The 24,523-nt window shown below is 49.2% G+C and carries 34 protein-coding genes and 1 tRNA gene; 14 read left to right on the top strand and 21 right to left on the bottom strand.

Features of this window, described 5'->3' with window-relative positions:
* Nucleotides 1-49 precede the first annotated feature (49 nt).
* Entirely contained in the window at nt 50-307 is a 258-nt protein-coding gene (locus SK51_RS11085) for a hypothetical protein (protein ID WP_023296834.1), read from the top strand.
* Here SK51_RS11085 and SK51_RS11080 read toward each other — a convergent pair.
* From SK51_RS11080 to SK51_RS11065, 4 genes are all read right to left on the bottom strand, one after another.
* Nucleotides 261-596, bottom strand: coding sequence for a hypothetical protein (locus SK51_RS11080; protein ID WP_023296835.1), 336 nt, complete (start codon nt 594-596; stop codon nt 261-263). The genes SK51_RS11085 and SK51_RS11080 overlap by 47 nt on opposite strands.
* 11 nt (nt 597-607) lie before the next feature.
* Nucleotides 608-2,065, bottom strand: a complete 1,458-nt coding sequence (locus SK51_RS11075; RefSeq protein WP_048206699.1) for a glycosyltransferase family 2 protein — start codon at nt 2,063-2,065, stop codon at nt 608-610.
* Nucleotides 2,066-2,076: 11 nt separating this feature from the next.
* On the bottom strand, nt 2,077-2,898 hold the full coding sequence (locus tag SK51_RS11070; protein ID WP_048206697.1) for a phage tail tip fiber protein: 822 nt from the start codon (nt 2,896-2,898) through the stop codon (nt 2,077-2,079).
* A 121-nt stretch (nt 2,899-3,019) separates the two neighbouring features.
* Entirely contained in the window at nt 3,020-3,355 is a 336-nt protein-coding gene (locus tag SK51_RS11065; protein ID WP_048206696.1) for a hypothetical protein, read from the bottom strand.
* A gap of 76 nt (nt 3,356-3,431) precedes the next feature.
* Between SK51_RS11065 and SK51_RS11060 the strand changes: the two genes are divergently transcribed.
* Nucleotides 3,432-3,977: a hypothetical protein gene (locus SK51_RS11060; RefSeq protein ID WP_048206695.1), complete on the top strand. Its 546-nt coding sequence runs from the start codon at nt 3,432-3,434 to the stop codon at nt 3,975-3,977.
* 45 nt (nt 3,978-4,022) lie between these two features.
* Here the strand turns inward: SK51_RS11060 and SK51_RS11055 are convergent, their stop codons facing one another.
* The 15 genes from SK51_RS11055 to SK51_RS24165 all read right to left on the bottom strand — a co-directional run bounded on the left by SK51_RS11055 (nt 4,023) and on the right by SK51_RS24165 (nt 12,052).
* Entirely contained in the window at nt 4,023-4,223 is a 201-nt protein-coding gene (locus tag SK51_RS11055; protein ID WP_045324965.1) for a hypothetical protein, read from the bottom strand.
* A gap of 9 nt (nt 4,224-4,232) precedes the next feature.
* Complete coding sequence (locus SK51_RS24170; RefSeq protein ID WP_045348936.1) at nt 4,233-4,433, bottom strand: hypothetical protein; 201 nt, start codon at nt 4,431-4,433, stop codon at nt 4,233-4,235.
* Nucleotides 4,430-4,612: a hypothetical protein gene (locus SK51_RS11050; protein WP_048206694.1), complete on the bottom strand. Its 183-nt coding sequence runs from the start codon at nt 4,610-4,612 to the stop codon at nt 4,430-4,432. Before SK51_RS11050 ends, SK51_RS24170 begins: the two co-directional genes overlap by 4 nt.
* Nucleotides 4,563-4,838 (bottom strand): hypothetical protein, encoded by a 276-nt coding sequence (locus SK51_RS11045; protein ID WP_048206693.1) that lies wholly within the window; start codon nt 4,836-4,838, stop codon nt 4,563-4,565. The genes SK51_RS11050 and SK51_RS11045 overlap by 50 nt, the downstream gene beginning before the upstream one ends.
* A gap of 7 nt (nt 4,839-4,845) precedes the next feature.
* Nucleotides 4,846-5,475 (bottom strand): glycoside hydrolase family 19 protein, encoded by a 630-nt coding sequence (locus SK51_RS11040; protein ID WP_048206691.1) that lies wholly within the window; start codon nt 5,473-5,475, stop codon nt 4,846-4,848.
* Complete coding sequence (locus SK51_RS11035; RefSeq protein WP_047051615.1) at nt 5,475-5,753, bottom strand: phage holin family protein; 279 nt, start codon at nt 5,751-5,753, stop codon at nt 5,475-5,477. Before SK51_RS11035 ends, SK51_RS11040 begins: the two co-directional genes overlap by 1 nt.
* On the bottom strand, nt 5,743-6,132 hold the full coding sequence (locus SK51_RS11030; protein ID WP_017384387.1) for a phage holin family protein: 390 nt from the start codon (nt 6,130-6,132) through the stop codon (nt 5,743-5,745). Before SK51_RS11030 ends, SK51_RS11035 begins: the two co-directional genes overlap by 11 nt.
* Nucleotides 6,133-6,288: 156 nt before the next feature.
* Nucleotides 6,289-6,867 (bottom strand): DUF1133 family protein, encoded by a 579-nt coding sequence (locus tag SK51_RS11025; RefSeq protein ID WP_048206689.1) that lies wholly within the window; start codon nt 6,865-6,867, stop codon nt 6,289-6,291.
* Nucleotides 6,860-7,504 carry an MT-A70 family methyltransferase gene (locus SK51_RS11020; protein WP_048206688.1) on the bottom strand — a complete coding sequence of 215 codons (645 nt, stop codon included), beginning with the start codon at nt 7,502-7,504 and terminating at the stop codon, nt 6,860-6,862. Before SK51_RS11020 ends, SK51_RS11025 begins: the two co-directional genes overlap by 8 nt.
* Complete coding sequence (locus SK51_RS11015; protein WP_048206687.1) at nt 7,501-8,145, bottom strand: recombination protein NinG; 645 nt, start codon at nt 8,143-8,145, stop codon at nt 7,501-7,503. The genes SK51_RS11020 and SK51_RS11015 overlap by 4 nt, the downstream gene beginning before the upstream one ends.
* The gene (locus SK51_RS11010) at nt 8,115-9,086 is read right to left on the bottom strand and encodes a DUF7146 domain-containing protein (protein WP_048206686.1); all 972 of its coding nucleotides are present in this window, start codon (nt 9,084-9,086) and stop codon (nt 8,115-8,117) included. The genes SK51_RS11015 and SK51_RS11010 overlap by 31 nt, the downstream gene beginning before the upstream one ends.
* Nucleotides 9,083-10,615: a DEAD/DEAH box helicase gene (locus SK51_RS11005; protein WP_048206685.1), complete on the bottom strand. Its 1,533-nt coding sequence runs from the start codon at nt 10,613-10,615 to the stop codon at nt 9,083-9,085. The genes SK51_RS11010 and SK51_RS11005 overlap by 4 nt, the downstream gene beginning before the upstream one ends.
* Nucleotides 10,608-10,883 (bottom strand): NUMOD4 domain-containing protein, encoded by a 276-nt coding sequence (locus tag SK51_RS11000; RefSeq protein WP_048206684.1) that lies wholly within the window; start codon nt 10,881-10,883, stop codon nt 10,608-10,610. Before SK51_RS11000 ends, SK51_RS11005 begins: the two co-directional genes overlap by 8 nt.
* 475 nt (nt 10,884-11,358) lie before the next feature.
* Nucleotides 11,359-11,829 (bottom strand): YmfL family putative regulatory protein, encoded by a 471-nt coding sequence (locus SK51_RS10990; protein WP_048206682.1) that lies wholly within the window; start codon nt 11,827-11,829, stop codon nt 11,359-11,361.
* Between the two features lie 25 nt (nt 11,830-11,854).
* Nucleotides 11,855-12,052: a Cro/CI family transcriptional regulator gene (locus tag SK51_RS24165; protein WP_064503097.1), complete on the bottom strand. Its 198-nt coding sequence runs from the start codon at nt 12,050-12,052 to the stop codon at nt 11,855-11,857.
* Nucleotides 12,053-12,147: 95 nt separating this feature from the next.
* On the opposite strand from SK51_RS24165, the gene SK51_RS10985 reads away from it, so the two are divergent.
* The 8 genes from SK51_RS10985 (at nt 12,148) to SK51_RS10945 (ending at nt 18,115) form a co-directional block, all read left to right on the top strand.
* A complete protein-coding gene (locus SK51_RS10985; protein ID WP_048206680.1) occupies nt 12,148-12,801 on the top strand; it encodes a LexA family protein in 654 nt (217 codons plus the stop codon).
* 370 nt (nt 12,802-13,171) lie between these two features.
* A complete protein-coding gene (locus SK51_RS10980; protein ID WP_223604519.1) occupies nt 13,172-14,281 on the top strand; it encodes a RelA/SpoT domain-containing protein in 1,110 nt (369 codons plus the stop codon).
* 383 nt (nt 14,282-14,664) lie between these two features.
* Nucleotides 14,665-15,024, top strand: a complete 360-nt coding sequence (locus SK51_RS10975; RefSeq protein ID WP_047352688.1) for a hypothetical protein — start codon at nt 14,665-14,667, stop codon at nt 15,022-15,024.
* Nucleotides 15,025-15,067: 43 nt separating this feature from the next.
* Nucleotides 15,068-15,880, top strand: coding sequence for a YfdQ family protein (locus SK51_RS10970; protein ID WP_047352689.1), 813 nt, complete (start codon nt 15,068-15,070; stop codon nt 15,878-15,880).
* Between the two features lie 81 nt (nt 15,881-15,961).
* Complete coding sequence (locus SK51_RS10965) at nt 15,962-16,771, top strand: ParB/RepB/Spo0J family partition protein (protein WP_048206678.1); 810 nt, start codon at nt 15,962-15,964, stop codon at nt 16,769-16,771.
* A gap of 118 nt (nt 16,772-16,889) precedes the next feature.
* Entirely contained in the window at nt 16,890-17,114 is a 225-nt protein-coding gene (locus SK51_RS10955) for a hypothetical protein (RefSeq protein ID WP_048206674.1), read from the top strand.
* A 245-nt stretch (nt 17,115-17,359) separates the two neighbouring features.
* The gene (locus SK51_RS10950) at nt 17,360-17,848 is read left to right on the top strand and encodes a hypothetical protein (protein ID WP_048206673.1); all 489 of its coding nucleotides are present in this window, start codon (nt 17,360-17,362) and stop codon (nt 17,846-17,848) included.
* An 81-nt stretch (nt 17,849-17,929) separates the two neighbouring features.
* A complete protein-coding gene (locus tag SK51_RS10945; RefSeq protein WP_165298120.1) occupies nt 17,930-18,115 on the top strand; it encodes a DNA-binding protein in 186 nt (61 codons plus the stop codon).
* On the opposite strand, the gene SK51_RS10940 is transcribed toward SK51_RS10945, so the two are convergent.
* The gene (locus SK51_RS10940) at nt 18,099-19,268 is read right to left on the bottom strand and encodes a tyrosine-type recombinase/integrase (protein ID WP_048206672.1); all 1,170 of its coding nucleotides are present in this window, start codon (nt 19,266-19,268) and stop codon (nt 18,099-18,101) included. The genes SK51_RS10945 and SK51_RS10940 overlap by 17 nt on opposite strands.
* A gap of 195 nt (nt 19,269-19,463) precedes the next feature.
* Between SK51_RS10940 and SK51_RS10935 the strand changes: the two genes are divergently transcribed.
* From SK51_RS10935 to ypdK, 3 genes are all read left to right on the top strand, one after another.
* A tRNA-Arg gene (locus SK51_RS10935) sits at nt 19,464-19,535 on the top strand.
* A 248-nt stretch (nt 19,536-19,783) separates the two neighbouring features.
* Complete coding sequence (lpxP, locus tag SK51_RS10930; RefSeq protein WP_168713920.1) at nt 19,784-20,704, top strand: kdo(2)-lipid IV(A) palmitoleoyltransferase; 921 nt, start codon at nt 19,784-19,786, stop codon at nt 20,702-20,704.
* 359 nt (nt 20,705-21,063) lie between these two features.
* The gene (gene ypdK, locus SK51_RS25220) at nt 21,064-21,135 is read left to right on the top strand and encodes a membrane protein YpdK (protein WP_099458937.1); all 72 of its coding nucleotides are present in this window, start codon (nt 21,064-21,066) and stop codon (nt 21,133-21,135) included.
* Nucleotides 21,136-21,192: 57 nt separating this feature from the next.
* On the opposite strand, the gene alaC is transcribed toward ypdK, so the two are convergent.
* Nucleotides 21,193-22,428 (bottom strand): alanine transaminase, encoded by a 1,236-nt coding sequence (alaC, locus tag SK51_RS10920; protein ID WP_023300650.1) that lies wholly within the window; start codon nt 22,426-22,428, stop codon nt 21,193-21,195.
* Nucleotides 22,429-22,814: 386 nt separating this feature from the next.
* Between alaC and SK51_RS10915 the strand changes: the two genes are divergently transcribed.
* Nucleotides 22,815-24,512: a sensor histidine kinase gene (locus SK51_RS10915; RefSeq protein WP_022648926.1), complete on the top strand. Its 1,698-nt coding sequence runs from the start codon at nt 22,815-22,817 to the stop codon at nt 24,510-24,512.
* Nucleotides 24,513-24,523 lie beyond the last annotated feature (11 nt).

Genomic DNA, 24,523 nt, shown 5'->3' with positions numbered 1-24,523 from the left:
CACTCTGTCGCGGGGGGATAGCTGATTACCTCCGATAAGGAAAATACCCATGAGCTCCATGTCAGAACTGGAAAAAGCAGTTGCAGATTTACAACGTGAATTAAAGATTGAAAAAGCCACCAATAAACTGGTTTTTTCTTTGATTATTGAAGCTGTTAACAAGCTGTCACCAAAACAGAATGTTGGGGACGTTCTGATGGATGTACTGAAGGAGGTTACACCGCCTGAAATTTCATCTGCCCCAGATGCTCACGAAGCGATTAAGAGAGTTGAGAAAATAATTCAGAAGAAGCAATCGCGTTCGTAACTTCCTGAATTAAATCGTCGGCGGCTCGGTGCTGAGCCGCATTCACAATCTGATCGATTACAGTTTTCGCGTGAGTTTCAGCGCGCTGCTTGTAACCTTCAAGAGTAAAGTCTGCTGTAATGTCTTCACGATAAGGTACAGTCAACATGTTTTTCTTATCGAGCTGTACTTTGACTTCACCGCCAATAGCCTCTACCGTTTTACAGTCCAGTCCCTCTGCTGAGGAGTAACCATTAATTTTGAAACTTACAGATTTTTGGGTCGGGAACTCAACCTCATACGAAATCATAAGACCTCCTGTTATTTATGGCGCCACCAGGCATTTTCTTTGCCGATGCCATCAGTTTTAAACACGGTATGCACCAGAGGGCCGGTGACCAGCCTGTCAGCGAATGACTTCGCAACAATGCCGAACGCCAGCATGTCGCCCACCGCGGCGCCAGCCTGTTCTTTCTTCCAGAACCGATAACTCTCGATCCGGTAGTAAAGACGGATGATGCCGTGAGCGAACGCCATTACATCAGCGCGGGTACCACCCAGCAGCCCAGCGTTAAGCATCACATCGTTGCGGTGCTCTTCAATGAATTCCTGATAGATGCGCTCCGGATGGTTCTGCTTTGCCCAGGTATCGGCGTAGGTCTTTGGTTCTGAACCGACATACACCTTTCCGGCTTCCATTTCTTCCCACGGCGCGCGAAGCATTTCGACATCGGTACCATCGGTACACCAGACGAACCGGTATTCAGGGTGTTCTCGCAGGTGCTGCCAGATGTGTAGCCAGCGACGGAAGTAGACATTCATCTTCACGTCAGGTACGAGATACAGCTCAACATCGGCCGGGGCCGTCAGTAATTCATCCACCAGCGCTATACGCCCACACTGGCGAAGCGAGGCCGCCCATTTGCTCAGCATGTCAGGCGAGGCCGCCATTTTCGTGCCGCGCTGCGGGTCAGGCTGACTGGTGAGCAGCGTTGTGATAACTACATCGCGCTGCTGGCGGTATTCAACGTAACCAGTAAACCCGGCATCACGCCGTTCGTTGTGGATCTTCACGTTACGTTCCACCAGCGCCTGTCGGTCGGGACGCGGTACCGAACGCTCTACGGCTTCATGCTCATCGAGAGAATGGATCAGTTTTTCTGAACCGACCACATCACCGTAAGCCCACGTCGTCAGGCCAGCATTATGGATGCGCAGGGCGAGGTCGCTGTGTTCGTACATGCCGCGACCGTAAACCGGATCGAAACCGCCAACCTTCTCGATAGCGCTACAGTGGTAATACAGCATCACGCCACGCTGCCCGGTGTAAGCGATGTGCTTATCATCCCGGTACAGGACCGCCATGTCCTTCAGCTTATTCGTTCCTGCCAGATCGAGAAACTGGTAAGCCAGGTGCGGTTCGGGTGATTCGATGTATGGCAAGTGCCAGTTATCAGCAATCGGAAAAGCATCATCGTCCCAAAGGAAAAGATGTTCACACCCGGCGTCCATCAGCGCGGTTAAACTGGCGTTCTTCGATGCAACAATGCCGAGTGATGTTTCATGGCGAAGCAGCTGCACGCCGTGTGGCACTACCGCTGCAGGTTTTGAACCATCATCGACAACCACCACCAGCGCGCCGGCGGGAAGATGCTTCATGTGCTGTTCGAGTGCTCGTTTTAATACGTCTGCGCGCTGATGTGTCGAAATGGCAATGCCAATCCGTGACGCTGAAGCGCAGGCAGGCACAAACGGGACACCATCAATAGTGACCTGCATATTACCTCCCGTCAGAATCCACGCGACCGTGCATTCCAGAGGAAACCGCCAGGCTTGAGCGCATTGCGGATAGCACCGTTCACCGCATCGTGCATCGCCTGTTGCAGGCTAGCTACTGAAGCTGCCTGCGCATTAATACTTGCCTGGAGGGCTGCGAACAAATCGCTTTCACGCACGGCATCAATGACGGCCTGCTTCGTTTCATCGCCAAACCCAATCTTCGTCTTCGTGGCTGATACAACGGCGTTTCCGATGATGGATGGATCGGCTTCATGCACATGAAAGCGATCAGCTTTAAACACTACCTTGCTCTGGTCACCTTCAATACCGAGGGTCATGCCAGCTTCGTGCGGCTTGCCTTTATCGGAGTCGTTCAACTTTACGTTATAGTTTGTAGACAATACGCCACCGCTAATCTTCGCATCGGTAATGAACACCTGCCCGTCATTAATCACCAGCGCCCCGTTCTTTTCGAATGACAAGCCATCTTTCAGGACTTTGAATGCATGGCTATTACGGATTTTGTCGTCCAGATCATCAATAGCCTTTTGTGCGTCTGAGGTGTCCAACTCAACACGAAGCTTCATTGTGCGTACTAATGGTGCGCATGATTCATCAGTTACAGATGGGGCTTTATCGCCCACTGGCGCAGGCTGACGCTTATTTACCGTGACAGAAGAGGGAAAGTACTCTGGGATACCATTCACCTCACGGCGTGCGCCCCATGCATCATATTTTGCCGTGCCAGCTGCGCTTTGTAGTTCGATTCCTTCATCGGTTTCGATAACGTGAAGGCTACGCATTGCATCTTTTAGGCTTAGAGTTTTTTTCATGTTTACTACCCTTTTAGACGTGAGCCTGTCGCACGGCGAAGCCGCCGAAAGTTAACGGTTTGCCCAGGCTCACAGCTGAAAGACTTTCTTTGATGTGCGCGTGCGATGCGCAGATGTGTTTTTACCAGGAACCTTCGTATGTGATGTTCGTCAGCTCATCTGACAGTTCGCTGATGGAGTAAGCGATAGCCATCTTCTGTTCCCTGCTGAACGACGGCCAAAGATGACGCAAAGATTCAGTGAGGTGATGTTGCCAGTGTCCATCACCGCTTAGATCTTCCCATCCATCAGGCAGGAGACAGAGCCCACGACCGTAAAGCTCCTCTTCCGGGGTAAGGGGTGGACGAGCGGCTGCTGTATTTACTGGGCCATCACCCCAATTGCCGATAACTATTTTCCCGCCACCAGCCATATTGACTGTCATCCCAACCTCACTGATCTCAATTGTTCCGCCCATGAGTTACCTCTCTGTATACTGGTGTAGAGTGCTCATCTGCCCACGAGCACTGGCACAATCAACAAAGGAATGATTTATGAATAAGAAAATTTTCAATGAAATGGTTCTGCTTAATGAACAAACATGGGAAAGGCTATCTTCGATAATGCAAAGCGAAGACGACATAGGTGTCGTCTTGCGCCTTCACCTGGTAACCGAGAAAATTATTGAAGCGTGGTGCTGTGCTGCATCAAACAACGTTAATTTTTTTGATGGTTTCGGCGAAAACTTAACTATGTCATACGCGGCAAAACTCAAGCTCGCTACAAATTTTGGTTTGAATGAGTTTTCCTACCAGGAGCTTAAAGTCGTAAACAAAATCAGAAATGCACGCTCACATCAAATTGATAATTCAGAAATTACCAATGAAGAGATAAATAAATTAATCACACTCATAAGCAAGGGCGATCAAAGAGAGCTAATTGAAAACCCAAAATTTGGCATCCTGATTGGTGACAAAGGAATACATCTCAATGACGAAGGGATTTCAAATCGTGAAAAGTTCATTGCCTCTATAGCTGCGGTAATTCTCAGGATTGCCAAGCAAGTTAACGACGGCGATAAATTTATAAAATTACTCTAACCGTCCATTTTACAGCAGGCATTCATTGAGTGCCTGCTGTAATGCCTAGTCTTCCAGTTGCAGTACGCCGTGCTCTTCTGAAGATGAATAGGCGACCAGACCCGTGTATTCCGGGATAACCTCGCCATCATCGGCTTCAAAAGCCGGAATTGTTGCGTGGGCGATCGTATACGCCGCTTGACCTTCTGATTCAGCAAACTCAGCGAGCGATTTAATTTGTTCAGCTGTAAGCACTATCGGAGTCATTTTTTATCCTCAGTCCATATAGAAATCGTCATTAAGTCGACGACGGTTAGCGCTGCTGGCGTTGTGCGGGCAGGCGTTAGAATTGTGACCGGTGGCGCCGCAGTAGCTACAGCGCAGATTCACCCGGCGAGCGTTGCCACTCCATGTATGCGGGCAATTTTCACGGGTGTGTAAACCCGAACCGCAAAATGTGCATCGCGTATAACTCATGGGCTCACCTTCTGGCAGTTCGCCTGCCACGCTTTGTTATGCACCAGGATGTCGCGCTTGGTTTGCTTATCCAGGACGTCAATATCGTGGTTTGTCACGTAGATAATCCGGGTCCACAGGCAGCCCGTATCAATCACCACCGGGGCGGGTGAAGTTTTCGCGCAACTCGCGATCAACATCGTCATCAGGCATGTGATTAACAGTCTGCTGGACATTGCTGGCCTCTTTAGTGACTTCAGCTTTACGTTCTGCTACCGCAACGCTCGCCGCTGCGTTCTCCTCGGTGCGCTGCTTATCAGCTTTGGCTTCCGCCTTGCTGGTGCCGCGAATATGGCCCAGGCCGAAAGCGCCGGCGATCGCAGCAATGACTGCTGCAACAATCCCAATTACCGTTTCAAATCCCATAGTGACCTCAGACCAGCACAGATTTCGCCAGGTTAAACAGCGCGCGGCGTTTATCCAGTCCGTTCCTGCCGCCATTGATAAGCAGCGTGACGCGCTCCACATCGCCTGAATGGAGCAGGCATCCGTGCGAGACATAGAACCATGCAGCGGAGCGCGCAGCATATTCATCCTGTTCCAGCAATTCAGGCTGGGTTACAAGGTCCAACTTCAGCGCGTGGCCACAGTTGCGGTAATTGCTGAGCCCGGTGATTTGCTTCAGGCCGCGACCGCGATATTTCCAGCCATCACCAGAAACCTGGTTGCCCAGGTTCTTTTTGCCCCACTCACCGCCGTAAACCAGATTGGCAATCGCTTTCTGATTTGCCGGCTGTGTTGCCGTTCTGCCAAGCGCGGCGGCCTGCTGTTGCGTGATACGGTGGCTACCGAACGTCGGTACCAGGTTTTCAACCGCGTAATTCAGGTTCTCCACCAGCCGGGTAAATCTGGTGCTTTCATGCCCCATCTGGGCAATAAACATGGCCTGGTCAAGCGGTGCGGTGATGCCGTATTCCTTCATGGCGGCGTCGATATGCGGAAACCAGCGCGCAGCTAATCCGGCGCTGATACCAGCCGCCTTCTGAAATTGTGATTGGTTCATTAGTGCCTCAGACGATCAACCAGCCGCGCCATATTTCCACGAACCTTCAGGATGGCGGCGAAGATAAGAATGTTTGCGACCACCACCAGCCAGCTGGAATCACGATAAAGGCCGAAGATGAACTGCAAGGGGATCGCGGCGTAAACCAGCACGGTTATATACGCCAGGACAGAAATAAAGGGGCGATGCCGGGCGCCATGTCGCTGGTAAAACATCAGCACGATAACTATGGCCGCACAGATAAACGCATTAAAGAATGCTGACGGGTCAATTGCCATTTCCCCCTCCCCCGCGTAGCCGCGAGAAAAACTTGAACACGTTGTTCAAATCCTGGTTGTTAAGATAAGTGAGGATTTTTATACACAGGGCAGACAGAATCACTGCGCCCAGTGCATCCAGCGGTTTTTCATAGTGCGAAGCTGCATTTAGCAGTGAGCCAATAAGTCCTGCCCCGAGCACCCCAACGATAAACGACGTCAGGAAATATGCTGCCAGTCGGGCGCGGGACAGGTTTGTGGCTGTCGCGACGTAGAACACCGCACCACCAAACGCCCCGAACACCACACCAAAATCTGTATGAGTAAAGACGCCGTACAGGACTGAACCCAGCAGGCCGCCGCCGAGAACAGCGCCGGTGCCGGTTAATGGATCGGACATTTAGCCCCCTCTTATTGCCGTGAGTCCTCTCAGAACGAGGGGAAACAAAAAAAGGCCGCCCAAAGGCAGCCCTTAAAATAAAAAACCCGCAGCAGTGGCGGGTTTATGTTTTGTTCTGTTGCTCAGTTCGCTTTAACGTCCCGAGCATAACACAATTTAAGCACTTTGCGCGCAAACTTTCAAGCTAAATTTGTCGTCATTTGTTCCGAATGCGTCACACATTGGTGCGTAAAGCATCGATTCTGCAAGATTTAGCCAGACATCAACTCGGCTCTCACAAGTACGCAAGCACCACTCAGGATGTTTTTTGTTCAGGTCGCGAGCCATCGCTTTTTTACTGAGGCGTTTAATGTAACGATCCTCAATTAACCAATATAAATTTTTATGGTCTGCCTGGATGAGCACCTTGCAAAGCACTGAGTTAACGATCAGAGCTTCTTCGTCTGTGCAGAACGCCAGACCACTTTTATGTTTGCTTTCGAGTAACTCTTTGAAGAATGCTTCCAGTTCTGGCTTCTTGATACCGGCTTTTTTCATGCGGCGCAGGGCATCATTGATGGCGGTCTTTGTAACTTTCCCTGCCGCGAGCAGTTGGTTAAACATATTTCCGCCAGAACCACCGCCGATATAAGACCATCGCCCCCACATGCGAAGCTTGCCCTGAATCCAGAGACTTTCGAGAGTCCTGAGGCGAATCATTTCGCCTTTTTTCCCAACTTCAGATGGATTAATCATTGGCGTTCACCTCTTTTATCTGTCCTGTAATAATTTCAATGCTGTTGGTGCATTCGTTTCCCCAGCGGTCCCATCCTTTCCATTCTTCCCGAGCGAATATTTCGATTCTTTTCACTTCTCCGTAAAGTTTTTCCAGTCGGTTCCTTACTTCCCACGGCTTCGCGCTATGTTCGCCAAGGCAGGTATGAACAACCTGTTTTACCGATGCGCTGACGCGGGTTAATCCTGCGCCTCGGGTTGCAATCAATACATCTTCTGTATTGCTGCGCGTATGGTTCCCGCCATTCATGCGGGTTTCACGGTCCAGCATTTCCAGCAGATCGTTAAAGTCCACCAGCTCTCCGGTGTTCAATGCCTTATTGAAGCGATCAGCGGCATTTTGATTCAGCTTCACCCACGTAAACCCTTTCATCGTTCTGACACGGAAACCCCAGGATTCCGCCAGCTCTACTGCTTCCCGGTTGTGTGTCCCGGTGTACCACATTGCCAAAACAGCGTTTTCAGCTGCCAGTGACCATATTGGTAAACGCTTAAGTTCCTCCATGCTCATTGTGCTGTAATGATTACAGGCAGCTCCGTTACTGATTTTGTTGCCATATTCCCAGGGTGGGTCACAGTAGATCAGTTGGTAATTCATGCAGCGCTCCGGTTTTTCAGCTCGCGAGTTTTACGGCGGTATTTGGCCGCAATTTCTTCCAGGTCTTCTTTTGAGTAATTCTTCGCTTCGTGTGGCCCCTCCAGCCATTCCACCAGCTCTAGCCCGTACCAATTAATTAAGGTTTCTCGGTACCGGGCATGAACCGTCTTATTTTTTGCTGTGAACCGGCCAGCGCCACCATTACAGGCCTTGCATTGTCGATAGGCATTTTTCTCTTCGAACCGAAGTTCAGGACGAGCGCCTACACTCATGAAGTGACCACAATCCCATTGACCGCCAAAGATCATCGGCGGGTGATATTCCCCGCAGGATGGGCAAGCTTTGTCCACGTCACGCTCGCGGATGAATGCATTGAATGCTGTCTGAGCCTTCTTAAGAAAATAACCCCGAGGCTGCAGCGCTTTTTTGCGCATCTTCAGCTTGTCCTTTCTTTCGGCCTCTGCCTTTTTGGCTTTGAGCGCACGGTTGTGACCTATAGCGCACAGAGGACCGCAGACCTTTTGCAGGTCACGATCTGGTGTGAAGGTCTCCCCGCAGTGAGCGCATTTTTTCGGTTTGTAAACCTTCAGTTTTGTTTTAACTGGTTTCTTCACTGCTTCATCCCTCTGTGAAATACCCATTCGAATACTTCTGAACCATTCAGAAGCAGATCGTTAAAGTCACCCTGTGCAGGCCAACGAACCGAGACGCTTTCCAAATCGTTCTTTGCGTGTAAGTTTGCAGCTGCACATTCGAATGCAGCTGCGTGACCGGCACCGTTCGCGTCGGAGTCTGCGAAAATAATGAGATTCTTTACGCCTGCAGGAACACGGAACTTCTTCATGAAAGCAGTGTTCATCGTTGCCCAGGTGTTGCATTTGGTGATCTGATGGCACGCCAGCGCGGTTTCGATACCTTCAGCGATGCCAAGCGTTGAGGCTGTAGGGAACATGCGAATTGCAACGGATTTAGCAAACTCCAGGTAACTATCCTCCTGCAGCTTCATCATCTTTTTAGATGCGCCGCCTGTGTTTGCTTTCTTGTCGCCGTCCAGGAGGGTGCGGTGCAGATAACACAGCTCGCCACGGTCATCAGTAGCCAGGGCATAGATGGCCTGAAGGTTTTTCCCGTCGACTGGCTGCGTATCGCAGAACCTGATGCTTTCAGCAGGAAGCGTATTTATTCCCCTTCCCTTCAGATATCTGTCAGCGTTGGTACCTCGTAACGGAATTAGCTTTGCAAACTTACGGCTCACCCTTTCTCGCTGTTGCGCCAGAGATGTACGCACGGGATTTGCAGCAGAGCGAGCAGCGGTGTACTCATTGCCGATAAGCTTGTCCACTTCCGAAGCGAGAACCTTAAACTCTTTGCCCGTTGCGCCAGTCAGCAGGGTCCATCCGTCACCGGAACCACATACACAAATGAATGACCCGGTGCCGTTCTTGTTGTCACACCGGAATTTGCCCTTGCGACCGCATAACGGACACTCTCCCTTGAAATGATTTTTACCAGTAATGCCAGGCAGGCCGTAATACTCGAAAATTTCAGACCAGCGGCCAATGGCGGCTTGTTTGGTATTCATGCGGCTTGCTCTCCCTGTTTGTTTTTGCCTTTTGCAAAGGCGATTTGCTTGGATTTGATGTAATTGCTGACTTCAGGTGTGATCTCTTTTGGCGTGTGGTGAAGTCCGCGCGGCCAGACACCGAATTTCTGTCGATAGGTATGAGCACACCAACCGTCACTTACAGGTCGGCCCTGCGTTGCTCGGGTGCGCTGATAAAAAAGAATCTGTGACCACCAGGATTGCTTCTGCTCACTGGTGAATTTGACTTCCGCTTTGCTGACCTTCGTCAGTCCACGGGATTTATCGGTTTCAACGTCTTCCCCAGCCAGTGGTTTAAAACCACACTTCGGACAGATGTAAATTCCGGCAGGTTTTACGTAATGGCATTGACTGCACTCTTTCGGCAGTTTTTCCGGCTCGTCAGCTTTTACAACTCGCTGCGGGGCATCTTCCATTCCGTCTGAAGACGACGGGAGATAGTCATATTCAATATCATCGGGGTAGCCAAGTTTATTGACCGTCCCGCTGTGATCGAAGATCAGGCAGTAGTCTTTGCCAGGGGCCGCACGTAAACCACGGCCCAGCGTCTGAATCCAGCGCATTTCGCTTTTGGTTGGACGGGCAAAAATGATGCAGCGGACGTCGCTATCAAATCCGGCTACTAGTACACCAACGTTAATGATGATTTTGGTAATACCCTGCTCAAATCGGCGGATGGTCAGCTGGCGTTCGTCGTGTGGTGTGCTGGCAGTCATGACTTCAACCGCTACACCGGCACGCGAAAATTCCATGGTCACATAGTTCGCATGAGCAACATCCACGCAGAAACAAATCGTCGGCCGGTCTTCTCCATTCTCAAGCCAGTTTTTTACGATGTCGCCGACCAGTTTGGCTTCACTCATAACTTTACTGAGTTGGCCTTCTTTGTAATCACTCCCATAACCAGCGACATAGGACGTTTCAACACCTGAAAGATCGGGGTGTGACGGTGCGTAAAACTCATATTTACTAAGAGCGCCAATAGCGATCAGCTCTTTCATCGTCGTTGGCTTAATCAGACGCTGATAGTAATTGCCCAAGAATTTAGCGAAAGGTGTTCCAGAAAGGCCGATCACCTTCGTTGAAGTGTTACGGGTTAGTTTGTCGATAACTTCCAGAAGCTTTTTGCGCTTCAGGTGTGCTTCATCAACGATCAGCAGTTCGATATTGTCAGGAAATTCACGTCGAATAAGCGTATCAGCGCTCGCAATCTGAATGAGCGCGTTTGGGTTGTACGACGGATGATCACGCCAGACATAACTGATCTCTTCGCCAGGAAGGCCATATTCCATGAAACGCGTTGCTGTTTGGTCCAGCAGAACGGTGTAAGGCGCAACAAACATTACACGCATCTGACGACTTACAAATCCGTCAGTGATCAGCGCTGCAATGGCAGTTTTGCCAAAACCAACAGGTGCATAGAGCATGAAAGAATTATTTCCCTTCCATGCGCTGCGCAACATGTTGAGTGCGACGATCTGTTTCTCACGCGGCTGGATGTTAAGCATTGGCTGATACCTCCCCAAATGCTTTCGCAACCAGATCGGCGATTACAAACTTTTGACGCTGACGCTGTACCGAAAGCACAACGGTTTTGGTCCCGTCTTTACGCATCCGGCCTTTGAGAAAGCCACCGTGGATGTGCCGAATAAAATATTCAGAATTAGCCAGACGTGGAATGCTGCGCACCCGGCCAAGATTGCTGACTTCGTAAGCTTTGGAATAAAGCTCTACTGGGACTGGAGCCCATTTTTCGTTAGCTTCTGAATAAATCATTTAAATCTCCTTTTGGATGGCTAAACGTCTGGATTTCCAATCGACGGTTTAACCCCATACAGTGATCTATCTGTTAGATCGATCTCTTCTGGTAAAGCTGTTCCAGCCCTTCGGGCTAAAACCCAACACCGCCCCCTTTCCCCCAAACCAGATTTAAAAATTCATACCCTGGGTGGGGGTGACGTATATCCCCTGACTGCCGGGGTATACCTCGTGCAAAACTCTCGCAATCGGCGATTAGCATTCCGCCGTGCTGCGTTCTGCTGCCGGAATGACACAGGTTCAGCGTCGAACGCTTCCTGGTACGCCTGCGCATACGCAATCGCGATTTTTTCCCGCATACCTGCCGGGAGCGTTGATAACTGCTCTTTAATCCACGGGGCGTCCTCACGAGCAAAAACCGTGGGCATAGTCACGTGGAAATTTTGTTCCTGATACATCGGCCCTCCTGATTACATGGTGAGCCTGTAAGGAGTTACTCTCGCTTTGGTTTTCGTCGACCAAAGACGGCAAGGATGGAATTCACTTCTTCCTCTCGGGCGGCAAGATGCTTTCTGTGGTAAAACCTGATTTCATCAGCTTCGGCTTCATCAATGACCCCATCTTCAAGGGCAAGATTGATGACCTGATCCACATGCCCACGCATGGCGGCTGTTTTCATGGCTTTATTGAATAATTCGACCCGATCGAGTTCTTCAAACTTGGGGACCTCCACCAGCAATGCTCCGCGTCGCTTTGCGAAGTAATCAGCCAGTTCGGCGGTATCTGAAATATCTTCCATCGCCTCAAGTTCAGCGACTTCGAAGAACCGGCACCCGTTTTTCTCATACAGGTTGTTATTAAACTGCGTGACGGTCATACCAAGAGCGCCAGCCATAGCCTCACGCCCGCCGGGGTATGCCTTACACATTGCTTTCACAACTTCTTTGAGACTTTGCTCTACCATCTTGAATTTTCCTTGGTAGTTACGGCTAGGCGGCTGAATCAGTAGAATTTTGATAAAGCGACTGATCAAACTTCAAAAGTCCGTTGGTGATTTTCTCAACCTGATACGCCCTAACTTCTGGAATAATCTCAGGCCATTCGGATACTGAAGGATGCTTGATTCCTAGGGCTGTCGCGGTTTTACAGACACCTCCGAAATAATTAATAACTTCGGATTTCCTCATGTTTGTTCTCCGACGGTTTAATTTAGACTTAATGTAGGATATCCAACATAACAATGTCAAGAATCCTACACAGCAAAAGTGGTAGGATTGCCTACATGATGAATATGAGTGACCGTATCCGCCAAAGGCGGAAAGAGTTAAAACTGACACAGCAAGCACTGGCTGAGATGGCTGGTGTGAATCGAGTCACGGTTACAGGGTGGGAAAAGGATGACTACCAACCGAACGGAGCAAACCTACAGTCTTTAGCGAATGCACTTCAATGTGATCCACTTTGGCTTGTATCTGGCAAAGGTGACCCTAAGCCCAAGCTCAATCTGAAACCCGAGATATTCAGTGTAAAAGAAGTGCCGTTAATTTCATGGGTTCAAGCCGGTTCCTGGACAAGAACTGATCCGGGAGTAAGGGCTGACGATGCTAAAGAATGGGTATATACCACCGCGCTAGTTTCTGACGGTGCTTTTGCTCTGCGGGTGCGTGGTGATTCAATGACTAACCCGTCAGGGGCTCCATCTATCCCTGAAGATTCAATAATCATCGTTGAGCCTGACATCATGGACATCGAAGCCCTTAATGGGAAAATCGTTGTTGCATACCTTGATGGAGGCCATGAAGCCACACTTAAAAAGCTTGTTGTGGACTGGCCTTACCGTTATTTAGTGCCATTAAATCCACATTACAAGCCTATTGAGTGCGGAGAAAACTGCACAATCGTTGGCCTTGTTAAACAAGTGATCATGGACTTCTAAGCCTCCTCCCCAACAAGCCGAGCTCTCGCTCGGTTTTTTTATGCCCAAATAGTTCACGTTGGTTTTCCTACATACATCCTTGACACCACAATGTTGGATATCCTACATTAAGCACATCAACAGCGGTAAGGTACCCAACCGTAACGTTTAAAACGTCGGTTTGCTGGAGATGGTCGAACGGCGCGACTTTAAACCATGCGTCGGAACCGTGGCGGGACAGGATGTCGGCAATACGGGGCAAAAAAAGATTTATTCCAGCCTCTTCATGGTGAGGGGGTTGGGCTGAATCAACACCAGTTAGCAATGCTAAACGAGATACGGAGCACACAGTAATGTCATTGCGTTGTGTCAACGATTTCAGGAGGTTATAGTGCCATTATTAAAGCTACCAGATGCAGGTAACAACATGGCAAATGCACAGTACGAGAAGGGAAAAATAGTACTCGAACACTCAAAAAACCAAGTAAAAAAAGCTGGAGAGTGTATACGTAAAGGAAATGGCGATATCGAAAAAGCTATCGAAATTATCCAGCAGTATCGCGCCGCACATCTTTACCCATTGATGATTATAAAAAATCTGGTATGGAAGCATGCACAGAAGATAAATAAAAACGCGATTATAGCGCGGCGTTTAAAACGACTCCCGACAATCATTGATAAGCTTCGACGCAAAACGCTGGATGGCGTCACCCCAAACTCTATTGCAGTAACGAGAATGAGTGATATTGGCGGCTGTCGTGTTATTGTTGAAAATAGATTACAATTGCTTTTGTTGGATTCATCTCTTGACAAAAGTAGAACCACGCATAAATCAAAAGTTAAAGATTACATAAAGTCACCAAAGTCTACAGGATACCGTGGCATTCATCGGATTTATACCTGCTACGATAAAGATGAAGCTCACCAATGGAAAGGATTCGATATTGAGGTTCAGTTAAGAACAAAGCTTCAGCACTTGTGGGCTACGACTATTGAGGTGGTCGACTTATGTGAAGGCCGTACACTTAAAACGAACCCCTTTGAATCAAACCCATCATGGGTTAATTTTTTCAGGCTAATGAGCGAATTTATAGCTGAAGAAGAAGAGTTTATAACTCTAACCCCGCAAGAAAAAAATCAGATCAAAATAAGATTAATGAGTTTAAATGATAAGCTCAATGCAATAGAAAAACTGAAGTCATTCAACAGGTTATTTTCAGATAAGGATTTAGACTTATCAAAAATAAAAGGTGGGTATGTTATCATTGCCTTAAAAGGTAATAAAATATATTACAAAGCGTATACGCCATTGCAAAAACATTTGGCTATTCAAGCTTACTCAGCCGTTGAAAAGGATGAAGAGGCGAACGGCCTGTTTGTAGAAATGGATGATTTACGCAAATTATCTTACGCATATCCTAACTATCTTATTGATACAAGATTTTTCATAGATAAGTATGAACTTTATACCAGTACAAATTATTGGACTAGGCCTAGGTAGTTTAATCCATAATTTAACAAGGTCGCAAAAGCGGCCTTTTTTATTGCCTAAGTCTTGGCGGTTATCCAGTCTTCAACCATTCCAACAGGAGGAAGATGATAATGTTCTGATGGCTAACCGCCCTTTTTCTTCAATGTGTCCGCTTCCGGTGTTGGCTGGGTTTCCCTGCCCAGCGCGGGTTCAACTCCTGCCGGATACCCTATCTATCGGTGACCAGTATGACCTTCCGTAACGTTAATTTTCAGTACGGCGATCTGATGCGCGCCCCTCGTGGTGTGCAGGCTGTTCGCAACCCAAAAACCATCGCTAGTATCTGGCGGCGTAGCTGGCTGTGCAGGTTGCTTATCCAGAAAGGCGATCCAAATAGTTAACTGGAGATATTTATGTCCGAAAATAAAAACACCACGCCGTTTAGTCAGCAACTTGCCTATATCAATAAAGGCACGCTGGATGCTGAATTAACCGAGGCGCTGGCAGAAGTTATTAAGGCTGTTCGAGAAACAGGTAAGAAAGGCGCTGTTACTCTGACGCTGAACTGTGCAATGCTGAACAACCGCGATGAAAACACCATGAAGGTTACGCCAAAGGTCACTCGCACTATTCCAGAGCTTGACCGTGCAGACACCATCATGTTTGCCACTGCCGATGGCGATTTGCTCCGCGATGACCCTTCACAAACCCAGTTGGATTTGAAAGTCATTGAGCCAAAAACTCAGACTGCACCAATCAAGCTGGCCCAGTAATACCTATCTAACCAACCGTTCTAATCTGAAAAGGAAATATTCAATGTCTCATATTGAAGGCTCTGCCGTATCCGAAATTCGTGATCTGGTTTCTGCAAACCTGAAAACACAAACTGATATTCCGTCTGTTGTCGTGCCGGAGGGCTTTGAAGTCAAGTCGCTTGAAAGCCTACAGCTGGCACCGTCACGTATTCGTCAAGCTGCAAACCTGATCTCCCCTGGGTCTCTGATCGCTTACATTCAACGTTTCCGTGATTCTCGTACTGTTGTTTTCGCAGATAAGACCAAAACGCGAATCGTAGCCGTGTTGGACTTCCATCAGGATGCAGAAAAACCAAGCTGGGCCGCACACAAGGCCGTTTATGACTGCCCGTTCTCTGATGAATGGAAAGCCTGGGTTGCTGCTGATGGGAGCAAAATGGACCAGATTAACTTTGCTGAGTTCCTGGAAAACAACATTCAGAATGTCGCGCCGGTTAGTGATTCATATCTAGGGCCGTCAGGAACTGAACTGCTGGAAATGGTTCTCGCATTCCAGGAAACCCGTAAGTCAGAGTTTAAGTCCGTTAAACGTCTTTCTGATGGCACCTGCCAGTTCCAGTTCAGCGATGAAAAATCCGGTTCTGGCAACACCAAAATGCCAGAAAAAATCAGCCTGGCAATTTCACCATTCCATAACGGTTCGCCGTATCAGGTCGATGCCCGTATCCGTTATCGCCTGCGTGACGGTCAGTTAATCCTCTGGTATGAGCTGATCGAACCTAAGAAAGTTGTTGAGCATGCATTCCAGGAAATCGTCACTGATATGGAAAACCAGCTCGGTGAAGACCTGCCTATTTACGAAGGCTCCATTTAACCCATCAATACCGTGTGTTGTTTTATGCGCCCCCATTCGTGGGGGCGTATAGCAAAGCATTCCCTGAAAGAAGGTGATCATATGCCAAGCTTAGGCCAGCTCTATAACGATAAAGACGCCGGATTAACCACCCGAAAAACTTACAACGTACCAGTAGATAAAATTTATGCCGAGGAAGGCTACAACGTTCGTGAACTTAACCAGGCGCATGTAGAAGAATTCCGCGATGCCTTTATTGCCGGGGAATATATACCGCCGCTTGCCGTAGAAGTTACTGAGCGCGGGGTGAAAGTGATCGACGGCCACCACCGTTATCATGGCGCGTTGGCTGCTATCGCAATGGGGCACGATATTGTTCGTCTTGAGTGCAAAGATTTTGTAGGCAGTGAGGCTGACAAAATCGCCTTCATGGTGACCAGTTCTCAGGGGCTGGCATTGACTCCACTTGAACGAGGCGCAGCTTATCATCGCCTTCAAAATCAGGGGTGGAGCCCTTCAGAGATAGCGTCAAAAGTTAAACGCTCTGAGTCAGATATTCTTCAGCACCTCCAGCTTCACGAATGCACACCGTATATCAAAAAGCTCGTTCGTGACGGCTCAATGAATTACGCAATCGCAATCGGTATATCTCGTGAGCATGGTGTTTACGCAGATCGTGAAGCTTCACGTCTGATGAAAAAAGCCGAGGCAGCTGGAAAGAAAAAAGTTACCAAGAGCATAGCTAGCCCTCAGTTTAATGCTGGAAAAGCCAGGAAGTTCCTTGAACTTATTTCCTCTTGTACAAAGGATTCCGGGGAAGGGCTAACCATTGAAATTCCACCAGCAATACAAGCCGAAATCACATCTATTCTTCGGGAGTTTCGTCACGAAACTGACGAGGCTGCACCATGAAAAAAATATCCGAACTGATGATGTGGTCCCTGTTCTTTTCTCTCTTAACAGGGATTGGGTTAACTGCTGGATTCTACTGTTTCATCGGGACTGTAAAGCTGATCGCGAGGGTAATAGCATGAAAATTGAATACCAAGACATGGGGCCCACTGCAAAAATCATAATCACCAGCACCGTATTCGAGTTTCGCCGACACGTTCGGGTTGTTGATACGATTTTGATGTGTACTCCTGGAGTCATTGCGGATCGCCGTGGTTTCTTCCTCATGAAAACGGTGATTTCAGGTCGCTCTAAAGAAATGCTTCGCGCCAATAAAACAGCAGTGCGTGAGGTAAACCGATGATCATCATTGCCAATGAGTAAGAGGCCCATCGTGGAAAATTATCACTTACCACGCTGTCCTAATTGCGGTATGTCACCCTCTTTGAAGGTTCGTAGTCGGGGAATGAACTGGGGATCGGCAGAAATTCGTTGCTCGAATGGCTGTTCGGGTATGCGCGCCGGATTTTCGTACCCGCCAGATCATGAAGCTGAGGCCCGAAAAGAGCTGCGCGAAAAATGGGAAAAACTGGTGAAGGACAAAGCCCAATGAGCACTATTACCAAAGAGTTCACCAAAGAGCAGTTACAGCAAATCGAAGCAGCTGCGAAAGAAGTCCTGTGGCCTGTCGTGTGGTCGGAAAAGAAAGCACGAGAGCACTTCAGTGAAAAAATAACTGCCAAGGTGGTACTGAAGCTGGCGCGTATCGCGCTGGCATCGCTCGAAACGGAGCCTGCGATTCACCGCTGGCGTCGTGTGACCGTTGAGCCATACGGCCCTTATCCTTGGCATTACGGTAATTTTATCGGCTTCTCAAAACCCGTTGAGGGAATTGAGGACGAGTATTTTTACTCCGCCCCGCCAGCGCCGGTAGTTCCTGATGAGGCTATAAGTCTTGCCGTTGATGGAATAATGTCTACTTACGCAGATAATCAGGACGAATGCCGGAAACGTATTAGAAATCATATTGAAGACGCCTGCCACGCCGCCATGCAGGGAGCAATGCAGCAGGAGGAGACGGTAAAATCAAAAAAGTAGATCGCTGCGATGTCTGCACTGAAGGCGCTCGCGGCGGGTGTGGTACGTGTGTTTTTAACGGTAATTTTTGATGAGGTATTTATGACTACTACTGATTTTATGGAGGAGCAGGAAGTATTCGACCTGCTCAAAAAGAAAAAAACTGCTGTTTGGCGCTTACGCAAAGAACGTGGTTTCCCCAATCCTGTTCTCACATATCCGTCACGCTACAGCCGTAAAGCAGTTATGAAATGGATTGAAGAGGGCGGCGTCAACCGAGCTGTTTAACATGCCAGAATATTTTATCGGCATACATTTCATAAGCCTCTTTCTGCTCCACCAGCCAGTCGTGTTTGTTGTACACGGCCATCACACCACCCAGTTCATGCCCCAGCATCTTTTCGGTGACATGGGGCATAACTCCCTCCCCTGACAAATTCGTTACCAGTGAGCGCCTGAAATCGTGCGTTCTCCATTCAGGTATATCAATTTTATCCCTTAGTTTTTTCATGTAGAGATTTGCTGACGAACGATCTATTGCCTTATCCAGTTCCTGGCCAGGGAACAGGACGGTGTTACCCGAATTTAAAAGCCTCTCTACAAAAGGCTTTACCTGCTCAAAAACAGGACGACGAATAACATTCCCCATTTTTGAATGCTCAGCTGGAGTAGTCCAAATAAGATCGTCCATATTGAATTCACTGTTAGTAGCCAGGCGAAGTTCTGACAATCTGGCTCCCCACAACAACAACAGTTGGTGAAGCACCTTGTTGGAAGTAACGATCTTGTTGTTTTCCAGCGCGAGCCATATTTTTGCCAGTTCGGTATAGGTTAAAACCCTGTTACCAACATCCGGCTTCTTTCCTATCGTCTTAACGCTGAGCTTCAGAACCTCGCACGAAGGTATGAGTTGTCGGCTGATACACCAGTTCATTACTGATCGCAGCTGCAGGAGAAGTACCCTGGCCTTTTTGCCGTTTTTCTTTTCCTGCTTATCGAAAAACCTAACCCATGCTGAAACAGGGATGTTGACGACGGGGGCATCCGGGAATTCTGTGTACATAGTGTTGTACACAACTGACTTGTATAAAGTCTGTGTATTAGGCTTCAGGGTTTCAACATACTTGTTCCACCACTGATCGAGACACTCTTTCAGCGTCAGCTCGCCATCCTCTTTGGCAAAATAATTTTTAGGGTTTAGCCCCTTGAGGTACAATTCGCGCATCTCGCCGACTATTACGCGCGCTTCTTTCAGAGAGGTAGCTGGATAGCGTCCAATAGAAAGGCGAACAGGTTTACCGTTCCATCGGTACCGAAACTGAAACGTAATCGTTCCGGTAGGGGTTATACGCACGCTGAGACCGTCGCCATCTGTTACTTCTGGCGCGCCGTTGTATGGCTTGTCATTGATGCTGCGTAGTTTGGTATCACTGAGGGCCACGGCTCTGTATCCTGTACACACTGATTTTCAGCATTCTGTACTCAATCTGTACGCAATGGCAAGTGAACCAAATGATTTTCTTTGCGTACAGACATGAACGAACAGGAAATAAAAGAGACTAAAAGCTTGAAGCTGCGTGGACTATTGGGATAACATGCAACACAAGACGAACACTTAAAAATCAGTTATTTCTACGTCCTCTTAGTTAAATGGATATAACGAGCCCCTCCTAAGGGCTAGTTGCAGGTTCGATTCCTGCAGGGGACACTTTTAATTTCCCCCTATAATGCCTGATTTATCAATCCGCTTTGCAATTGCCGCTTTTTTAAGCAAAAACGAGTAATAGCTCATATTGTATAACGGTGCTACATTAAGCCGCCCACCCAAGTCAGCAATGGCCAGGCAACGTCGTAAAGAACGGTAAAGCCTGCAACCATGACCTCGTCCTACGGTCTCAATGGCACGTGGTATCGCGAAGTCTGCGCTACCTTCACAGGCTTTACAAAGGTTCCACTATTTTGTCTCAATCCAAATTTCAGCGGGCGTTTCTGCACCCGCGCTACTGGTTTACATGGTTCGGCCTTGGCGTACTTTGGCTGCTGGTCCAGCTTCCTTATCCCGTGATTCGCTTCCTGGGTTCGAAGCTCGGCAGCGCATCGCGTCACTTTCTTAAGCGTCGCGAGTCCATTGCCCGAAAAAATCTTGAACTTTGCTTTCCGCATTACAACGCGCAGCAGCGTGAAACGCTGATCGCTGAAAACTTTAAATCTATCGGTATGGCGCTGCTTGAAACCGGTATGGCCTGGTTCTGGCCAGACGAGCGTGTCCGTAAATGGTTTGACGTTGAAGGTCTGGATAACCTCAAACATGCCCAGATGCAAAAACGCGGCGTGATGGTTGTGGGTGTGCATTTTATGTCGCTTGAGCTGGGCGGCCGCGTTATGGGTCTTTGTCAGCCGATGATGGCAACCTATCGCCCGCATAACAGCGCACTGATGGAATGGGTACAAACGCGGGGCCGCATGCGTTCAAATAAGGCGATGATCAGCCGTAACAATCTGCGCGGTATGGTTGGCGCCCTGAAAAAAGGTGAAGCCGTCTGGTTTGCCCCGGACCAGGACTACGGCCCTAAAGGCAGCAGCTTTGCCCCTTTCTTTGCGGTTAAAGATGTCGCTACGACGAACGGTACCTTTGTGATTTCACGTCTCTCTGGCGCCTCGATGTTAACGGTGACCATGGTCAGAAAAGCGGATAAGTCAGGCTATCGTCTGCATATCTCACCGGAGATGGCGAACTATCCTGAGGATGAGAGTGAAGCCGCGACCTTTATCAATAAGGTGATTGAGTTTGAGATTATGCGAGCACCTGAGCAGTATCTGTGGATGCACCGCCGCTTTAAAACCCGCCCTCTGGGCGAAGCCTCACTTTATATCTAACCCCTTTCGAAGGTTAGTTTCGCTAAGAAACTAACCTTTTCAAGCACCTGTAATCGCAGTGCGTAACGGCTTTTTTCGACCGTCGCTCAACAGGCATTTATTGCGTACCGAAATCAAACTGTCGCCGTTCCACGACACCCGTAAGTATCGGAAATTATTTGAAAAAATGCCTCTTGTCACTCCTGAAATTTAGGCGTACATTAGCGCCGTCTGGCGACAGGAAAGCACAGAATTCAGAGCTGAAGTTAGCGACGTAACGGGATAATTCCGATTTCCCCTTTCGCCTGATTTCAACTCTCTATACTCAGTTGGACTCTGTTTTTTTAATGCGTACCGGAAGATACGCGGAGCGATGAAACGTGAAATATTTCTTTATGGGCATTTCGGTTATTGTTTTAGTTTGGGCCGGAACGTTTGCTCTGATGATCTAGTTAAGAAAATGCAGTCAAAAAAACAGGCGCCGTTGGCGCCTGTTTTTTTGGTGTCCGTTACGACTCGGGTTGTTCCACGACGCTCTTCACTGCGAGCAGGCCATCCGCGCGGAACATGCTTTTAATCCCCCGCACAGCCTGACGGATACGGTCGCTGTTTTCGATCAGCGCGAAACGCACATGCGTGTCACCGTAGTCACCAAAGCCAATGCCTGGAGAAACGCAAACCTTCGCGTCCTGAAGCAGTTTTTTGGCAAATTCCAGAGATCCCATCGCCGCATACGGCTCGGGGATTTTCGCCCAGACGTACATGGAAGCTTTAGGCATTTCAACCATCCAGCCCGCTTCGTGAAGCCCTTTTACCAGCACATCACGGCGGCGCTTGTACTGGGCGGCAATATCAAGCACGCACTGCTGATCCCCTTCCAGCGCCGCGATGGCCGCGACCTGCAATGGCGTAAACGTACCATAGTCATGGTAACTTTTAATACGCGCCAGGGCGCTCACCAGCGTTTTGTTTCCCACCATAAATCCAATTCGCCAGCCCGCCATGTTGTAGCTTTTCGACAGGGTGAAAAACTCAACCGCCACATCACGGGCACCCGGTACCTGCATAATTGACGGCGCTTTCCAGCCATCATAAACGATATCAGCATAGGCGAGATCGTGTACCACCAGCACGTCGTAACGCTTAGCCAGCGCGACCACTTTCTCAAAGAATTCGAGTTCGACGCATTGTGCCGTTGGGTTGGACGGGAAACCGAGGATCATCATTTTCGGCTTCGGATAGCTTTCACGAATCGCCCGTTCCAGCTCGTTGAAGAAGTCGACGCCTTCCACCAGTGGGACAGAACGCACCTGCGCGCCAGCAATCACCGCCCCATAAATATGAATTGGGTAGCTCGGATTCGGCACCAGGACGGTATCGCCGTGATCGAGCGTCGCCAGCATCAGGTGGGCCAGCCCCTCTTTGGAGCCAATGGTCACAATCGCTTCGCTTTCAGGGTCGATATCCACCTGATAACGATCCTGATACCAGCGGGAGATCGCCCGACGCAAGCGTGGAATGCCGCGTGAGGTTGAATACCCATGGGTATCGGGACGCTGGGCAACTGTGCAGAGTTTCTCAACGATATGCGGCGGCGTTGGGCCGTCAGGGTTACCCATACTGAAATCGATAATGTCTTCACCGCGCCGACGCGCAGCCATTTTCAGTTCAGCAGTGATGTTGAAAACATAAGGGGGGAGACGATCGATACGCGTAAAACGGCGTTCAGGACTGAATTCAGCCATAGATTCCTCAGAGTCACGTTAGCGCCCGGACCGTCCGAGCGACGCTGCCACCCGTGTGGCATGCTTAGAAAATAACCTGAAGAAAAAGACGCTGTCGAGGGGATAACGGCAAAACAATATATTGCGCTAAAACGGGAATGCGATTGCAGTGAAAAGCGGAACTCTTATCGTGAACAGGCAGTTTTAAGCGCTGCGATTTAACACAATATTTTCAGTATCGTTACCTGACGCTTCTCCCCAAACGAAAAAGCAGCGACTTTCAGTCAAAAGCCAGCAATCCCCTTTGAGAATTATGGTTTTTCCCCATTTGATAAATCTGATGGATAGCTGGTCATCTGGCCCTATGTTTTCTATCATAGATTTTTCCCGTTTTCCCAGGCCTGACCGTGCACGAAATCTTCAATATGCTCCTGGCGGTGTTCGACCGCGCGGCATTAATGCTGATCTGTCTCTTTTTCCTTATCCGCATCCGCTTGTTTCGCGAACTGTTGCATAAATCTGCCCACTCGCCAAAAGAGCTGCTGGCCGTTACGTTTATCTTTTCGATGTTTGCCCTGTTCAGCACCTGGTCCGGCGTGCCGGTAGAAGGCTCGCTGGTGAACGTGCGCATCATCGCCGTCATGTCGGGCGGGATCCTCTTTGGTCCCTGGGTCGGGATTATCACAGGCATTATCGCCGGCACACATCGATACCTGATTGATATTGGCGGCGTGACGGCAGTCCCCTGCTTTATCACCAGCATTATTGCCGGGGTACTCTCCGGCTGGATTAACCGCAAAATCCCAAAAAAACAGCACTGGCGTGCGGGTATAATCGCGGGGATGGTCTGCGAAACGCTGACCATGATCCTGGTCGTCGTCTGGGCACCGACCACTGCGCTGGGGCTGGATATCGTCTCGAAGATCGGTATTCCGATGATCCTCGGGAGCGTCTGTATAGGCTTTATCGTGCTGCTGGTGCAAAGCGTGGAAGGCGAAAAAGAGGCCAGCGCCGCGCGTCAGGCGAAGCTGGCACTGGATATTGCCAACAAAACGCTGCCGCTTTTCCGACACGTTAACACCGAATCTTTACGTCAGGTTTGCGATATCATCCGCCGGGATATTCACGCCGATGCGGTCGCCATCACCAATATTGACCACGTGCTGGCCTATGTTGGCGTCGGTGAGCACAATTATCGCGACAGCGACGATACCATCAGCCCGACCACCAGACAGGCGATTAACTACGGAAAAATCATCATTAAAAACAATGATGAAGCCCACCGGACGCCAGAGATCCACTCAATGCTGGTGATCCCGCTGTGGGAAAAAGGCGTGGTCACGGGGACGCTGAAAATTTACTACTGCCATGCGCACCAAATCACCTCCTCGCTCCAGGAGATGGCGATTGGCCTGTCGCAGATTATCTCCACCCAACTCGAAGTTTCGCGTGCGGAGCAGTTGCGCGAGATGGCAAATAAGGCAGAGCTGCGTGCCCTGCAAAGCAAGATCAATCCCCATTTCCTGTTTAACGCGCTGAACGCTATCTCCTCTTCCATTCGTCTTAATCCGGATACCGCGCGGCAGCTGATTTTTAATCTGTCGCGCTATCTGCGCTACAACATTGAGTTAAAAGACGACGAGCAGATCGACATCAAAAAAGAGCTGTATCAAATCAAGGATTACATCGCGATTGAGCAGGCACGCTTTGGCGATAAGCTGACGGTCATTTACGATATTGATGAAGAGGTCAACTGCGTGATCCCAAGCCTGCTGATCCAGCCGCTGGTGGAAAACGCCATTGTTCACGGCATTCAGCCGTGTAAAGGAAAAGGCGTGGTCACGATTAGCGTGACGGAAAGCGGTAACCGCGTGCGAATCGCCGTGCGCGATACCGGACACGGCATCGATCCAAAAGTGATCGAGCGCGTCGAATCAAACGAAATGCCGGGAAATAAAATCGGACTGCTGAACGTGCACCACCGGGTCAAGCTGCTGTACGGTGACGGGCTGCACATTCACCGCCTTGAGCCGGGCACCGAGATTGCTTTTTATGTTCCGAACGAACGAACGCCCGTTAATGCCCCCATATCCTTGTTGCCGTAGGCCGGAGTAAC

The organism is Enterobacter sp. MGH85 (assembly GCF_001037655.1).
Lineage (GTDB): Bacteria > Pseudomonadota > Gammaproteobacteria > Enterobacterales > Enterobacteriaceae > Enterobacter > Enterobacter intestinihominis.
This window is presented reverse-complemented; position numbering and strand designations above follow the sequence as displayed.

Bases quoted from the DNA above. Each gene is read 5' to 3' on its own strand.
- SK51_RS11085 (WP_023296834.1), top strand. From the start codon at position 50: ATGAGCTCCATGTCAGAACTGGAAAAAGCAGTTGCAGATTTACAACGT.
- SK51_RS11080 (WP_023296835.1), bottom strand. From the start codon at position 596: ATGATTTCGTATGAGGTTGAGTTCCCGACCCAAAAATCTGTAAGTTTC.
- SK51_RS11075 (WP_048206699.1), bottom strand. From the start codon at position 2,065: ATGCAGGTCACTATTGATGGTGTCCCGTTTGTGCCTGCCTGCGCTTCA.
- SK51_RS11070 (WP_048206697.1), bottom strand. From the start codon at position 2,898: ATGAAAAAAACTCTAAGCCTAAAAGATGCAATGCGTAGCCTTCACGTT.
- SK51_RS11065 (WP_048206696.1), bottom strand. From the start codon at position 3,355: ATGGGCGGAACAATTGAGATCAGTGAGGTTGGGATGACAGTCAATATG.
- SK51_RS11060 (WP_048206695.1), top strand. From the start codon at position 3,432: ATGAATAAGAAAATTTTCAATGAAATGGTTCTGCTTAATGAACAAACA.
- SK51_RS11055 (WP_045324965.1), bottom strand. From the start codon at position 4,223: ATGACTCCGATAGTGCTTACAGCTGAACAAATTAAATCGCTCGCTGAG.
- SK51_RS24170 (WP_045348936.1), bottom strand. From the start codon at position 4,433: ATGAGTTATACGCGATGCACATTTTGCGGTTCGGGTTTACACACCCGT.
- SK51_RS11050 (WP_048206694.1), bottom strand. From the start codon at position 4,612: ATGTTGATCGCGAGTTGCGCGAAAACTTCACCCGCCCCGGTGGTGATT.
- SK51_RS11045 (WP_048206693.1), bottom strand. From the start codon at position 4,838: ATGGGATTTGAAACGGTAATTGGGATTGTTGCAGCAGTCATTGCTGCG.
- SK51_RS11040 (WP_048206691.1), bottom strand. From the start codon at position 5,475: ATGAACCAATCACAATTTCAGAAGGCGGCTGGTATCAGCGCCGGATTA.
- SK51_RS11035 (WP_047051615.1), bottom strand. From the start codon at position 5,753: ATGGCAATTGACCCGTCAGCATTCTTTAATGCGTTTATCTGTGCGGCC.
- SK51_RS11030 (WP_017384387.1), bottom strand. From the start codon at position 6,132: ATGTCCGATCCATTAACCGGCACCGGCGCTGTTCTCGGCGGCGGCCTG.
- SK51_RS11025 (WP_048206689.1), bottom strand. From the start codon at position 6,867: ATGATTAATCCATCTGAAGTTGGGAAAAAAGGCGAAATGATTCGCCTC.
- SK51_RS11020 (WP_048206688.1), bottom strand. From the start codon at position 7,504: ATGAATTACCAACTGATCTACTGTGACCCACCCTGGGAATATGGCAAC.
- SK51_RS11015 (WP_048206687.1), bottom strand. From the start codon at position 8,145: ATGGGTATTTCACAGAGGGATGAAGCAGTGAAGAAACCAGTTAAAACA.
- SK51_RS11010 (WP_048206686.1), bottom strand. From the start codon at position 9,086: ATGAATACCAAACAAGCCGCCATTGGCCGCTGGTCTGAAATTTTCGAG.
- SK51_RS11005 (WP_048206685.1), bottom strand. From the start codon at position 10,615: ATGCTTAACATCCAGCCGCGTGAGAAACAGATCGTCGCACTCAACATG.
- SK51_RS11000 (WP_048206684.1), bottom strand. From the start codon at position 10,883: ATGATTTATTCAGAAGCTAACGAAAAATGGGCTCCAGTCCCAGTAGAG.
- SK51_RS10990 (WP_048206682.1), bottom strand. From the start codon at position 11,829: ATGGTAGAGCAAAGTCTCAAAGAAGTTGTGAAAGCAATGTGTAAGGCA.
- SK51_RS24165 (WP_064503097.1), bottom strand. From the start codon at position 12,052: ATGAGGAAATCCGAAGTTATTAATTATTTCGGAGGTGTCTGTAAAACC.
- SK51_RS10985 (WP_048206680.1), top strand. From the start codon at position 12,148: ATGATGAATATGAGTGACCGTATCCGCCAAAGGCGGAAAGAGTTAAAA.
- SK51_RS10975 (WP_047352688.1), top strand. From the start codon at position 14,665: ATGTCCGAAAATAAAAACACCACGCCGTTTAGTCAGCAACTTGCCTAT.
- SK51_RS10970 (WP_047352689.1), top strand. From the start codon at position 15,068: ATGTCTCATATTGAAGGCTCTGCCGTATCCGAAATTCGTGATCTGGTT.
- SK51_RS10965 (WP_048206678.1), top strand. From the start codon at position 15,962: ATGCCAAGCTTAGGCCAGCTCTATAACGATAAAGACGCCGGATTAACC.
- SK51_RS10955 (WP_048206674.1), top strand. From the start codon at position 16,890: ATGAAAATTGAATACCAAGACATGGGGCCCACTGCAAAAATCATAATC.
- SK51_RS10950 (WP_048206673.1), top strand. From the start codon at position 17,360: ATGAGCACTATTACCAAAGAGTTCACCAAAGAGCAGTTACAGCAAATC.
- SK51_RS10945 (WP_165298120.1), top strand. From the start codon at position 17,930: ATGACTACTACTGATTTTATGGAGGAGCAGGAAGTATTCGACCTGCTC.
- alaC (WP_023300650.1), bottom strand. From the start codon at position 22,428: ATGGCTGAATTCAGTCCTGAACGCCGTTTTACGCGTATCGATCGTCTC.